This window comes from Allofournierella sp. (assembly GCF_017889395.1).
Lineage (GTDB): Bacteria > Bacillota > Clostridia > Oscillospirales > Ruminococcaceae > Allofournierella.
In genome coordinates this window covers 1-12,518 of sequence record NZ_JAGHKE010000075.1, presented here as the reverse complement: position 1 = coordinate 12,518, position 12,518 = coordinate 1, and the positions used below count along the sequence as shown (strand labels likewise).

Below are 12,518 nucleotides of genomic sequence, written 5' to 3'. Positions count from 1 at the left end.
GCAAGATCCTGGGGGCAAGCGAGCGGCTGCTGGCGCTGGAGCGGCAGCTGTTCGAGGACCTGCTGCAGGACCTCTCCGCCCAGATTCTGCGGGTGCAGAACACCGCCTCCGCGCTGGCTCAGCTGGACGTGTTCACAGCGCTTGCCCAGGTGGCTGTGAACAACAACTATGTACGCCCGGTGGTGGACGACGGCGATGAGCTGATCATCACCGAGGGCCGCCATCCGGTCATCGAGCAGATGCTCAAAGGTAGCCTGTTCGTGCCCAACAACACCCTGCTGGACTGTGGGGAAAACAATATGCTCATCATCACCGGCCCCAACATGGCCGGTAAATCCACCTACATGCGCCAGAATGCGCTCATCACTCTGATGGCGCAGATCGGCAGCTTTGTTCCGGCGCAGGAATGCCGGGTGGGCGTGGTGGATGCCATCTTCACCCGCGTGGGCGCGTCGGACGATCTGGCCGCCGGTCAGTCCACCTTCATGGTGGAAATGACCGAGGTGGCCGAGATTCTGCAATACGCCACCAAGCGCAGCCTGGTCATTCTGGACGAGATCGGCCGCGGCACCTCCACCTTCGACGGCATGAGCATTGCCCGGGCAGTGGTGGAGCACATCGCCGGGCAGATCGGCTGCAAGACCCTGTTTGCCACCCATTACCATGAGCTGACCGAGCTGGAAAGCGCCATGGACTGTGTGAAGAACTACAACATCGCGGTGAAGAAGCGGGGCGACGACATCACCTTCCTGCGGCGGATCGTGCGCGGCCCGGCCGACGACAGCTACGGCATTCAGGTGGCGAAGCTGGCCGGTCTGCCGGACAGTGTGACCAAACGGGCCAAAGAAGTGCTGCGTGCACTGGAGGCATCCGCGCCCAAGAAGCAGCAGGTGGAGCAGCTGGACTTTGGCGTAGTGGAGGAGATGAGCAGCCCGGCGCTGCCCAGCGAGATTCTGGACAAGCTGCGGGATACCGATCTGAACACGCTGACCGGTATCGAGGGGCTGCAATTCCTGTGTGAAATCAAAAACGCGCTGCAATAAGGCGGCGCTTTCAGGGAGGTGACCGGATTTGGCGGTCATACATATTCTGGACAAGCATACCGCAGAGCTGATCGCCGCCGGTGAGGTGGTGGAGCGGCCTGCTTCCGTGGTGAAGGAATTGCTGGAGAATTCCATCGACGCCGGAGCCACCAAGGTTGCGGTCACCATTGAACGGGGCGGCGTTTCGCTGATCCAGGTGGCGGACAACGGCAGCGGTATCGAGGCGGAATACATTTCCACCGCGTTCATCCGCCACGCCACCAGCAAGATTCAAACCCAGGAGGACCTGGAAAGCATCCACACCTTGGGCTTCCGCGGCGAGGCGCTTGCCTCCATTGCCAGCGTGGCCCGCGTGGAGGTGCTCACCCGCACCGAGCCGGACGAGTTTGCATGCTGCTACCGCATCGAGGGCGGGGAGGAGCTTGGCATGGAGCCGGGGGCCCGGCCCATCGGCACCACCATCTCGGTACGGGATCTTTTCTACAACACCCCCGCCCGGATGAAGTTTTTGAAGAAGGATTCCAGCGAGGGCACGTTTGTGGGCGAGACGGTCAGCCGAATCGCCCTGTCTCACCCTGAGGTGAGCGTGTCTTTTGTCCGTGAAGGTAAACTGCTTTACAAGACTCCCGGCGACGGAGATCTGCGCAGCGCGGTCTATGCGGTGCTGGGCAAGGAGTTTGCCCGGGACCTTCTGGCGGTAAAAAGCAGCATGGGCAACTATTCCGTGTCCGGCCTGATCACTCCGCCCCGAGCCTGCCGGGCCAGCCGGGGTATGCAGTTCTTCTTCATCAACGGGCGGTTTGTAAAGAACCGCACCATGATGGCCGCCATGGAGAACGCCTACCGGGGAACCCTGATGCAGGGCAAGTTCCCGGGGTGTGTGCTGATGCTGGACATGCCGGCACAGCTGGTGGATGTGAACGTGCACCCCGCCAAAACCGAGGTGCGTTTTGCCCGGGAAAACGATGTGTTTGATGCGGTTTACGGCGCAGTGAAAAACGCGCTGGGCCAGCCCGGCAGCGGAGAGCAGCAGTTCCAGTTCGCTGCCGGTCAATCGCCCGAAAAGGAGCCGGTCAAGCAGTCCGCGGCGCAGCCGGAAGCAACGGAAAAAGTATTTAATTTCACTGTGAAGCAAGATGACTTTACAGTGAAAACGGAGCCGAAAAAAGCGGAAACCGGCGGAATCTGGCCGGTTCTGCCCAAAAAGGAAGAGCCGTTGGAGCCCATCGTTACGGTGCCGGATGAAGAAGACGCCCCGCGCATCTCTCGCGTTTGGCAAAACAGTCAGAGCAGCTTTGCGAAGCCGGTGGGAGAAGGCTTCCATTCAGAGCCGGTGCCGCTGGCAAAATATTCCGAGCCGGAGGAGCTCAAAGAAGAACCGGCCGGTCAGTGGGGCGCGGCTGCAGTACAGCCCGTGCCGCGGCCAGAACCGGCGAAACCGGAAGAGTCTGCTGAACAGACTGCATTTACTCAGCCTGCGGCAGAGTCTCAGGAGCCCCGGCAGCAGACAATGGAGCCGGAGCAGACCAGCCAGCCCTTGCAATACGTGGGAGAGGTGTTTAAAACCTACATCATCACCCAGCGCGGGCAGGAGATGTGCCTGATCGACAAGCACGCAGCCCACGAGCGCATTTTGTATGAACGGCTGGCCGCAGATTACGGCAAGGTGAGCAGCCAGCTGCTGCTGGCTCCCGTCACGGTGAATCTTTCCGCCGAAGAGAAAAACGCCATTCTGGAGCATGAGGCCCTGTTGCGGGATGCTGGTGTGGAAACCGAGGATTTCGGCGGCAGCACGGTGCTGGTCCGTTCGGTCCCGGCCGATGTGGAGACTCCGGACGTGGAAGGTTTGATCTGTGAGCTGGCTGCAAAACTGGCCCGGGGCAGCCGGGATGCGCTGAGCGAAAAGACCGAGTGGGTGCTGCATTCCATCGCCTGCCGAGCAGCGATCAAGGCAGGCGACCGCACTGCCAGCGCCGAGCTGATGCATCTGGCGCAGGATATTCTGGACGGCAAGGTGCCGCCCTTCTGCCCTCACGGCAGACCGGTGGTGCTGAAATTGACGAAGAAGGAGCTGGAAAAACAGTTTGGGCGGATTGGATAAACCAAGAGTTCTCGCCATCGGCGGACCCACAGCTTCCGGCAAGACCTCTTTGTCGGTGGAGCTGGCCAAGCGTTTGAACGGCGAGGTGGTCTGTGTGGACTCCATGCAGATCTATCGGGGGCTGGATGTGGGCACCGCCAAGGTGACCGAAGAGGAGATGCAGGGAGTACCCCACCATCTGGTGGGCTTCCTTGCGCCGGAGGAAGCCTTCAGCGTGGCAGATTTTGTCGCGCTTGCAGACCGGTGCATCCGGGACATCAGCGCCCGAGGCAAGCTGCCGGTGCTGGTGGGCGGAACCGGCCTTTATATGGAAAGCCTGCTGTGCGGCCTTCGCTTTGCCGAGCAAAAGACCGATCCGGCCGTGCGCAGGCAGCTGGAAGAAGAGGCGGAACAGCTGGGGGCCGATGCCATGCACGAAAAGCTGGCACAGATCGACCCGGAGTACGCGGCTACAGTTCATCCCAACAATGTGGGACGGGTGCTGCGGGCATTGGAGCTGTTCCAGGTGACCGGCGTTACCATGACCCGGCAGCGCGCGGAATCAAAGCCGAGTGAGCCACCTTATGACAGTCTGTTGTTCTGCATCGGATTTGAGGACCGGAGTGTTCTGTATCAGCGGATCGACCGCCGGGTGGATCTGATGCTGGAGCAGGGGATTCTCGAGGAGGCCCAGCTGGTCTACGATCACCGGGATACCTACCGGACTGCGGCGCAGGCCATTGGATACAAGGAATTTTTTCCGTATCTGTGCGGGAAGAGCAAGCTTGAGCCCTGTGTGGAAAAACTCAAGCAGGCATCCCGCAATTATGCCAAGCGGCAGCTCACCTGGTTTAGGCGGATGCCCCAGACCATCTGGCTGGATGGCATGCGGGGAAATCTGGAAGAGCAGGCCAGGGCCTTTATTCAGGAGCGCTGGCCGCGGCCGGATGCCGGACTGTGAACCTGTGGCCAGATCACAACGGGAAATACAGGGCCGTCCGGCGGACGGCTTCAGCTCAAATTCATTGCAATAGGAGGAGCGAAGCATGCGAAGCTCCAAACAAAAAATCATCACAGCGGTGGTGCTGGCGGTGCTCGTGCTGCCGGCCGTGTATCTGGGGGTTCAGCTGTTTGCCATCCTGAACCGGCCCTACCGTACCGAAACGGCGGTGGAATACACCATGTCCGACAGCGTTTTCGCTAACGGATATGTGGTGTTCGACCAGACCACCGTAGAGGGCAGCGGGGATCTGGGCTACTTGGTGGAGAACGGTGAGCGTGTGGCTACGGGTACCGCGGTGGCGGAGGTTTATACCAGTGCCGAGCAGGCCCAGAGCCGCCGTCAACTGGAGGAGCTGGAGACCCAGCTCAGTCTGCTGGAAAAATCCGAAAACACCAGCGGCACCGATGTGGATATGCTCTATAAGCAGCAGCAGAATGCTTTGTACGATCTGTTGGACTGCATCGACATGCAAGCCTATGATCAGGTGAAAGAAGCAGGCAATCAGTACCTTCTGGCAGCGAACAAAATCCAGATTATGACCGGTGCGGTAAGAAATTTTGATCAGGCGAAACAGGAGCTGCAGGCACAAAAGGAGCAGGTGGAAGCTCAGCTGGGTCAGCCTGCAACCATTTCTGCACCGGTGGGCGGCTATTTCGTGGCTTCCGATTCGGCCGATCTGCTCTCGTTCACCCGGGAACAGCTGAATGAAATGGACGCGGCCACGCTGGCGCAGTCCATTGAAAATGGCGATGGTGTGCAGCCTCTGGAGGGCGCAGGTAAAATTGTGACCAGCTATACTTGGTATTTCTACGCCACCTGCAGTCTGGAAGAGGGCAAGAAGTTTGAGAATGTATCCAGTGTACAGATCAGCTTCCCGGGCGCGGCGGAGAAAACGCTTCCGGCCACGGTAGAGTCCGTTGAGCTGAATGAAGAGCAGGGCCTTGCCAAATTCGTGCTGCACTGTGAATACATCGGTGCTGATGTGCTGGGCCTTTCCCTGGAGGAGGCGAAGATCGACTTTGAATCTTACGAAGGTCTCCGTGTGGACACTGACGCCCTGCATATTGTGGATGGTGAAAAGGGCGTGTATGTAAAGTACGGCAACCTGGCCCGCTGGCGTAAAATCCAGATCGTTTATCAGAACGAGGAGTATATGCTGGTGGCAGAGGACGGCAAGGTCGGCACCGACAACGAGCTGCGCATGTTTGATGAGGTGATCGTGGAAGGGACGGACCTGCGGGACGGAAAGATCCTGAGCTGATCACAGCTGCGTGAAAATTTATGGAAGAAGCCAAAAAAATAATTTTGTTTGTTGACAGGTTGCCGAAAAACGGCGATAATATATACTAACTGATTTTATATTTTTCTTGCATGAAAAAGGGCAATCTTATCAATGCACATTGGAAGGAGCAATGAAAGATGTTTGATAAAGTGAAAAGCATGCTGGGCGTGGGTGACGAAGCCGAAGACGATTACTACGATACTGACGATATGTTCATCAATCCCTCCCGCGGCGGCGCTGCCCCGGAAGAGGATTATCCGCCGGAAAATACCGGCAAGCGCAATAAGGTGGTAAACATCAATGCCACCACTCAGCTGCAGGTGGTTCTGGTCAAGCCCGAGCGGTTTGACGATGCCAGCACCGTGGCGGATCACCTGAACGCCAAGCGCACCGTTGTGCTGAATCTGGAGTCCACGAACAAAGAGGTTTCCCGCCGTCTGGTGGACTTTTTGTCCGGCGTGGCCTATGCCAACAACGGCCAGATGAAGCGTGTGGCCAACAGCACCTTCATCATCACCCCCTATAACGTGGATATTATGGGCGATCTGTTGGACGAGTTGGAGAGCAATGGCGTATTCTTCTGATTCGGCTGCCCAGCGGGGCTTTGTTCCGCCGCAGAACGATCAGGAGCGTCTGGTGATGCGCCGGGTTCAGGATCTGTGCGGGATCGCCATGCGAAAGGGAATCGCGCGCTATAGCTCTTTTCTGAGCGACCGGGAACAGACACTGGCGCAGGCCGCGCTGAACCGGGAAAGCTGCGAGGAATATTCCTTTGATGGGGGATATCCCTTTGCGGAGCGAAAGATTCTGTGCATCGAACCGGTGGGGTCCTGCGGGACCCCGCCCATTGCCTGTGTCCGGGTGGAGTGCTTTCACGCGCAGGATGTGCCTGCCCACAAGGACTATCTGGGTGCGGTCCTGGGCCTTGGGTTGGATCGGTCCAGCATCGGCGACATCGTACCGGACCCGCAGGCGTCCGGTACGGCCTATGTATTTGCACTGGAGCCGGCAGCGGAGCTGCTTTGCAATGAGCTGGCCAGTGTGGGTCGATATTCCGTTTACACCGAGCGTTTTTATGGCGAGATTCCGGTGCAGGAGCCGGAGAGGACTCGGCAGAACGCTACAGTTTCGTCCCTTCGGGCGGATGCGGTCCTGGCGGCGATGCTTCGATGCAGTCGCGGGCAGGCTGCTGATCTTGTGCGAGGCGGTCGGCTGGAAATCAACCATGTGGCTGTGAGCAACCCGCATGCACCGGTGTATCAGGGCGACCTGTTCACGGTGCGAGGGAGCGGTCGTTTTCGTTTGGAAGAAATCGGCGGTAAAAGCAAAAAAGATCGCCAATTTATTACATTTTTTCAATACTGATACCAGAAGCACTGGAGGAATTAGATTATGATCTCACCGCAGGAAATCCGCAGCGTCACGTTCGATAAGGTCATGCGTGGATATCGGCCGGAGGACGTGGACGCCTTTTTGCAGCAGGTGGCTCAGGATATGGAGCAGCTGGCCGCGGACAACGCCGACAAGGAAAAGAAACTGTACATCCTTGCGGAGAAGATCGAAGAATACCGCCGGGACGAAGACAACCTGAAGACTGCGTTGCTGAACGCACAGCGGATGGGCGAAAGCGTGATCCGCGAAGCCAAGCAGAAGGCGGAGTCTCTGCTGCGTGAGGCTGGTATCCGGGCCGATACGCTTACCCGGGTGGCTCAGGAGCAGAGCGAGGAGCAGCAGCAGGAGCTGGAACGCGTCAAGGCAGAGGTGGCTCATTTCAAAAACACTCTGCTGGCCATGTATAAGCAGCACATCGAGCTGATCAGCGGTCTGCCCGGTGATGAGGAGGCAGAGGAGATCGAGTCCGTGGGGGAAACTTTGGAGCCGGTACAGGAAGAAGCATCCCAGCCCGAAGAAGCACAGCCTGAGCAGGTTCCCGCCATGGAGGAGCCGAAGGCGGAGACTATGCAGTTCCCCGATCTGTCCGAGCTTTACGGGGAGCAGTCCGGTGAGCCGGCCGGCAATATGCTGGATACTGTGGAGGAGTTCTTTGAGGAGGATTTCTCTGCACAGACCTTCAGTCAGCAGCCCGCCGAGGAGCCCAAGCAGGAAGAGCAGCCTGAGCAGGCTCCTGCGTTCCAGGGATTCAAGGGAATCCAGTTCACCGATTGATCGGAATAAGGCACTAGGGAAGGCGGCGTTTTGAAAAAAGGCGCCGCCTTTGCTGCGAATCGGAAGATTAAAGGAGAACATTTGTTTTGGTAACTGTATTGATTACCGCCGCCGTGGTGGCGTTGCTTGTGATTTTGGATCAGCTCGTTAAGCTGTGGGCAACGGCGGTGCTTGCACCTGTGGGGGCAATGCCGCTCATCCCCGGTGTGGTGGAGCTTCGCTATTATCTGAACGATGGTGCTGCTTTCAGCAGCTTCAGCGGTCAGCAGTTTTTCCTGATTGCGTTCACAAGCGTGGCGATGGTAGCCATTGCGGCCTATCTGCTGATCAAGCGTCCGGACCGGAAACTGGAATACTGGGCCTGGGTTCTGGTTCTGGCAGGCGGAATCGGCAACTGGATCGACCGGGTGTTCAATCATCAGGTTGTGGATTACATTAACTTTCTCTTTATCCGCTTTGCGATTTTTAACCTGGCAGATGTATTGGTTTGCACAGGAATCGGCCTGCTGGTCCTGAATCTGATTCTGGAGGAACTGGCTGCCAAAAAGAAGGTTTCTGGAGAAAAAACGGATGGAACGATTTGAATTTGTGGTGCAGCCGGAGCAAGCGGGGGAACGGCTCGACCGGTTCCTGGCTACCCAAACCGGACTTTCCCGCAGCGCACTGCAACAGTTGATGGAACAGGGAGGCGTGCTTTATGCCGGCAAGCCTGCTGCGAAAAATCAGAAGATCCAGCCGGGAATTACTGTTTGTGTAGAGGTTCCGGAGGCGCAGCCGCTGGATGCGGTGCCCCAGGATATTCCGGTAGACATTGTATATGAGGACGAACACCTTCTGGTGGTGAACAAACCCAAGGGCATGGTGGTCCATCCGGCACCCGGTAATCCGGACGGTACGCTGGTAAACGCGCTGCTGTATCATTGCGCGGGGCGCCTTTCCAGTATTGGAGGCGTGGTGCGCCCAGGCATCGTCCACCGCATCGACAAGGATACCAGCGGTCTGCTGGTGGTGGCAAAAGATGATGCCACCCATACCGGATTGTCGGAGCAGATGGCAGTGCACAGCATCAATCGGGTGTATCAGACGGTGGTGTACGGGGGCTTTGCAAACGATGAGGGGTTTGTGGAAGCGCCCATCGGCCGCCACAAAACCGACCGGAAAAAGATGGCAGCTACGGAGCAGAACTCCAAATATGCCTACACGGCCTATCATGTGCTGGGGCGCTATCAGGGATTCAGCCATCTGGAGTGCAGATTGAAGACGGGCCGGACCCATCAGATTCGGGTACATATGGCCAGCATCGGCCATCCGGTGGCCGGTGATCCGGTTTACGGACCGAAAAATGTGATCAAGAGCCTGCAGGGGCAATGCCTGCATGCAAAAACGTTGGGATTTGTGCATCCGATCACCGGCGAGTATCTGGAATTCGACAGCGAGCTGCCGGAGTATTTTAACCGCTTTTTGCGCTCGCTGGGAAAGGAGCAGGAGGAATGGAACCACTGAAAAATTATCTTGTGGTCTGCGATATGGATAACACCCTGCTCACCGCCAAGGAGGGCATCCCGGATTGCAATCTGGCAGCCATCCGGCTGTTTATGGCTATGGGAGGGCGTTTTACGGTGGCCACCGGACGCCCGCCGGAATCGATTCAGGCGGCGCTGCAGGGATTGGAGCTTTCCTGCCCAGCCATTGCGTGCGGCGGTTCGGTGCTGTACGATCTGCATACGAATGAAGCCGTGGATCAGCATTTCCTGAACCAGGAATCCGCTGTGCGAGCCATTGAGGAAGCAATGGCTGCATTTCCGGATCTGGGTGTGGAAATCATGGTGGAGGAGGGCCGGCCGTATGTGGTGCGAGCCAACCAATACACCACCGCACATATGAAGGACGAAAAAATGGGTTGTGTGCTCTGTCCGCTGAAGCAGGTTCCGGCGAACTGGGCCAAGGTGGTTTTTGCAGCGCATCCTGCTGCCCTGTTCAAGGTGCAGCAGTATTTCGCGGACAAAAGCTACCCCGGGCTGCAATTTGTGTCTACCAATTTTATTTACTTTGAGATCATGCCGGAGCAGGCCTCGAAAGCGTCCGCATTGAAAGAGCTTTGCCGCAGGGAACTCATCCCTATAGAACATACCATCGTGATCGGCGATTACTTCAATGATCTGGAGCTGATGGCCGCCGCAGGATATTCGGTGGCCGTGGGCAACGCGCCGTCGGAGGTGCAGAATGCCGCTGATGAGGTGGTGGCCCGCTGCACAGACGGAGGTGTGGGCGAGTACCTGTATGCATTGGTTAAAAAACAAGAGGGAAAATAACGGAGGAACAGCATGGACAAACAAACGATGAACCATCTGAAGCGTATGGCAAATCAGGTGCGGCAGGACGTTCTGAGCGAAGTGTACAGCGCCGCTTCCGGTCATCCGGGCGGATCGATGTCGGTAGCCGACACTCTGACCTATATCTACGAGGTACAGATGCGGGTAGACCCCAAGAATCCTTCCTGGGAGGAGCGTGACCGTCTGGTGCTTTCCAAGGGCCACACCTGCCCCGCGCTCTACTCGATTCTGGCGCAGAAGGGTTTCTTTGACCGGGAGGAACTGAAGAAGTTCCGTCACCTGGGCGCGATGCTGCAGGGCCATCCGGATATGAAAGGTACCCCCGGTGTGGATATGAGCACCGGCAGCCTGGGTCAGGGCATTTCTGCTGCTGTGGGTATGGCGCTGGCTGCCAAGACTCAGGGCGCTGACTGGCGTGTGTTTACGGTTCTGGGTGACGGTGAGCTGCAGGAGGGCCAGGTTTGGGAGGCTTCCATGTTCGCGGCGCACCACAAGCTGGATAACCTGATCGCTGTGGTGGATAATAATGGCCTGCAGATCGATGGCAATGTGAGCGATGTTTGTTCGGTGTACCCCATCGATGAGAAGTTCCGCGCCTTTGGCTGGGAAGTATTTACTGCGGATGCCCATGATTTCGAGAGCCTGGACGCTGCGTTCAGCGCGGCGCGTCAGGTGAAGGGCAAGCCCAGCGTGATCGTACAGAAGTCGGTAAAGGGCAAGGGCGTATCCTTTATGGAAAACCAGGCTGGCTGGCACGGCAAGGCCCCCAATCAGCAGCAGTATGAACAGGCTATCGAAGAGCTGCGCGCCGCGGCGGCTGAACTGGAGGTATAAGAACGATGATGCAGACAAAACCGATCGCTACCCGTGAGAGCTATGGCCGCACCCTGGCGCAGCTGGGCGCGGAAAACAATAAGGTCGTTGTGCTGGATGCGGACCTGGCAGAGTCCACCAAAACCTGCATGTTCCAGGAAAAATTCCCTGAGCGCCATTTTGACTGCGGTATTGCGGAGGGCAACATGGTTTCCATCGCGGCTGGCATGGCTGCTGCCGGGATGATTCCCTTTGTTTCCAGTTTTGCCATGTTCGCCACCGGGCGTGCATATGAGCAGATCCGCAACTCGGTGGGCTACCCCCATCTGAACGTGAAGATCTGTGCCAGCCATGCAGGCATCTCTGTGGGCGAGGACGGTGCGACTCACCAGTGCGTGGAGGACATCGCTCTGATGCGTGGTATCCCCGGCATGGTTGTGGTGAATCCCGCTGACGATACCGAAGCGAGCCAGGCAGTTTATGCTCTGGCTGATTATAAGGGCCCGGCTTACCTGCGTCTGGGCCGTCTGGCAGTGCCCGTGATCAATGATCCGGAAAGCTACCACTTTGAGCTGGGCCGCGCAGTTACCCTGCGCGAGGGCAAGGACGCGACGGTCATTGCTACCGGTCTGATGGTTGCCCGCGCTCTGGAGGCTGCGGAGCAGCTGGCTCAGGAAGGCATTCAGGTGCGTGTGGTGAACATGCACACCATCAAGCCTCTGGATGTGGAGGCTGTGGTGAGCGCCGCAAAGGAGACCGGCTGCATTGTGACCGCTGAGGAGCACAGCGTGATCGGTGGCCTGTACAGTGCGGTTTGCGAGGCTATGGTGGGTGCGGGTGTTTGCTGCCCGGTTTCTCCCATTGCGATCATGGACGCGTTTGGCCAGTCCGGCCCTGCCAATGACCTGCTGAAGCACTACGGTCTCACTGCTGAGGTCATTGCTCAGAAGGTGCGCGAGCGCGTGGCCCGCTGATTCTTATCTGTGGTTTGAAATCTCCCGTTCCGATGGAATATCGGAACGGGAGATTTTTGTATATCTTTACAAACACTGACAGGGATTTGTGATATAATAGAAAAAAGACCGTGTTCGTCAAAAACGATCAGAGAATACGGTCGAACAAAGAGGGTGCGGCACGAAATGGCAGGGGATCGAACGACCGGAAGGGTGCTGCTGAGCTGCGTGACTGCGTTTGTACTTTTGCTGGCGGGAGCAGTCGGGTTCAGTGTGCCGTTTTGGCAGCCGGGCTATCGGACCGTTGCCTCGGAGGAATTTGATGTACAGCAGATGATGCTGGTTGATCTGAACTCTGCGGGACTGGAGGAGCTGTGTTCGCTCCCTGGTGTCGGCGAGAAAAAGGCGCAGGCCATCCTGGATTATCGAGAGGAGCACGGGTCATTTTCCAGCATAGATGAGCTGGATCAGGTCGATGGCATATCTGCAAAGAGCATTGAGGCCTGGCGTTCAAGGCTTTACATCGAATCGGACGAGATGCAAAAAGAGGAGAGATAGATCGTGATGACAGAGAACAACATCTACATCAACCGCGAGCTCAGCTGGCTTGATTTCAATAAGCGTGTGCTGGCTCTGAGCAAGGACAAAACGGTTCCCCTGGCGGAGCAGATGAAATTCGCAGCGATTTACGGCAGTAATCTGGATGAGTTTTTTATGGTGCGTGTTGGTTCGCTGTATGACCGGACCCTGCTGAAAAACGAGATTACTGAAAATAAGACCAATATGACGGCTGCGCAGCAGTTGGCGGCCATCATGCCCAAAACTGCTCTGCTGCAGGACCAATG

The 12,518-nt window shown here is 57.4% G+C and carries 12 protein-coding genes and 2 pseudogenes; all 14 read left to right on the top strand.

Annotated elements, in window-relative coordinates; all coding sequences use genetic code 11:
* A pseudogene (locus J7G73_RS10045) lies at positions 1 to 1,043 on the top strand (DNA mismatch repair protein MutS); the annotation flags it as partial.
* Positions 1,044 to 1,071: 28 nt separating this feature from the next.
* Positions 1,072 to 3,144 (top strand): DNA mismatch repair endonuclease MutL, encoded by a 2,073-nt coding sequence (mutL, locus tag J7G73_RS10040; RefSeq protein ID WP_291246145.1) that lies wholly within the window; start codon positions 1,072 to 1,074, stop codon positions 3,142 to 3,144.
* A complete protein-coding gene (miaA, locus tag J7G73_RS10035; RefSeq protein WP_291246144.1) occupies positions 3,128 to 4,084 on the top strand; it encodes a tRNA (adenosine(37)-N6)-dimethylallyltransferase MiaA in 957 nt (318 codons plus the stop codon). Before mutL ends, miaA begins: the two co-directional genes overlap by 17 nt.
* An 85-nt stretch (positions 4,085 to 4,169) precedes the next feature.
* Positions 4,170 to 5,387, top strand: a complete 1,218-nt coding sequence (locus tag J7G73_RS10030) for an HlyD family efflux transporter periplasmic adaptor subunit (protein ID WP_291246143.1) — start codon at positions 4,170 to 4,172, stop codon at positions 5,385 to 5,387.
* A 158-nt stretch (positions 5,388 to 5,545) separates the two neighbouring features.
* Positions 5,546 to 5,992, top strand: coding sequence for a cell division protein SepF (locus J7G73_RS10025; protein ID WP_087181445.1), 447 nt, complete (start codon positions 5,546 to 5,548; stop codon positions 5,990 to 5,992).
* Positions 5,976 to 6,773 carry a YlmH/Sll1252 family protein gene (locus tag J7G73_RS10020; protein ID WP_291246142.1) on the top strand — a complete coding sequence of 266 codons (798 nt, stop codon included), beginning with the start codon at positions 5,976 to 5,978 and terminating at the stop codon, positions 6,771 to 6,773. Before J7G73_RS10025 ends, J7G73_RS10020 begins: the two co-directional genes overlap by 17 nt.
* Positions 6,774 to 6,800: 27 nt before the next feature.
* The gene (locus tag J7G73_RS10015; RefSeq protein WP_291246141.1) at positions 6,801 to 7,574 is read left to right on the top strand and encodes a DivIVA domain-containing protein; all 774 of its coding nucleotides are present in this window, start codon (positions 6,801 to 6,803) and stop codon (positions 7,572 to 7,574) included.
* 86 nt (positions 7,575 to 7,660) lie between these two features.
* The gene (gene lspA / locus J7G73_RS10010; RefSeq protein ID WP_087293596.1) at positions 7,661 to 8,158 is read left to right on the top strand and encodes a signal peptidase II; all 498 of its coding nucleotides are present in this window, start codon (positions 7,661 to 7,663) and stop codon (positions 8,156 to 8,158) included.
* Positions 8,145 to 9,077 (top strand): RluA family pseudouridine synthase, encoded by a 933-nt coding sequence (locus J7G73_RS10005; RefSeq protein WP_291246140.1) that lies wholly within the window; start codon positions 8,145 to 8,147, stop codon positions 9,075 to 9,077. The genes lspA and J7G73_RS10005 overlap by 14 nt, the downstream gene beginning before the upstream one ends.
* Positions 9,065 to 9,886, top strand: coding sequence for an HAD family hydrolase (locus tag J7G73_RS10000; RefSeq protein WP_291246139.1), 822 nt, complete (start codon positions 9,065 to 9,067; stop codon positions 9,884 to 9,886). Before J7G73_RS10005 ends, J7G73_RS10000 begins: the two co-directional genes overlap by 13 nt.
* A gap of 12 nt (positions 9,887 to 9,898) precedes the next feature.
* Positions 9,899 to 10,741: a transketolase gene (locus tag J7G73_RS09995; protein ID WP_087293590.1), complete on the top strand. Its 843-nt coding sequence runs from the start codon at positions 9,899 to 9,901 to the stop codon at positions 10,739 to 10,741.
* Between the two features lie 5 nt (positions 10,742 to 10,746).
* A complete protein-coding gene (locus J7G73_RS09990) occupies positions 10,747 to 11,694 on the top strand; it encodes a transketolase family protein (protein WP_291246138.1) in 948 nt (315 codons plus the stop codon).
* Between the two features lie 165 nt (positions 11,695 to 11,859).
* The gene (locus tag J7G73_RS09985) at positions 11,860 to 12,231 is read left to right on the top strand and encodes a ComEA family DNA-binding protein (protein WP_291246137.1); all 372 of its coding nucleotides are present in this window, start codon (positions 11,860 to 11,862) and stop codon (positions 12,229 to 12,231) included.
* A gap of 6 nt (positions 12,232 to 12,237) precedes the next feature.
* Positions 12,238 to 12,518, top strand: a pseudogene (locus tag J7G73_RS09980) (polyphosphate kinase 1); the annotation flags it as partial.

Coding starts and splice junctions, on each gene's coding strand:
- J7G73_RS10025 (WP_087181445.1), top strand. CDS start 5,546: ATGTTTGATAAAGTGAAAAGCATGCTGGGCGTGGGTGACGAAGCCGAA.
- J7G73_RS10005 (WP_291246140.1), top strand. CDS start 8,145: ATGGAACGATTTGAATTTGTGGTGCAGCCGGAGCAAGCGGGGGAACGG.
- J7G73_RS10030 (WP_291246143.1), top strand. CDS start 4,170: ATGCGAAGCTCCAAACAAAAAATCATCACAGCGGTGGTGCTGGCGGTG.
- J7G73_RS10020 (WP_291246142.1), top strand. CDS start 5,976: ATGGCGTATTCTTCTGATTCGGCTGCCCAGCGGGGCTTTGTTCCGCCG.
- J7G73_RS09985 (WP_291246137.1), top strand. CDS start 11,860: ATGGCAGGGGATCGAACGACCGGAAGGGTGCTGCTGAGCTGCGTGACT.
- J7G73_RS09995 (WP_087293590.1), top strand. CDS start 9,899: ATGGACAAACAAACGATGAACCATCTGAAGCGTATGGCAAATCAGGTG.
- J7G73_RS10000 (WP_291246139.1), top strand. CDS start 9,065: ATGGAACCACTGAAAAATTATCTTGTGGTCTGCGATATGGATAACACC.
- J7G73_RS10015 (WP_291246141.1), top strand. CDS start 6,801: ATGATCTCACCGCAGGAAATCCGCAGCGTCACGTTCGATAAGGTCATG.
- J7G73_RS09990 (WP_291246138.1), top strand. CDS start 10,747: ATGATGCAGACAAAACCGATCGCTACCCGTGAGAGCTATGGCCGCACC.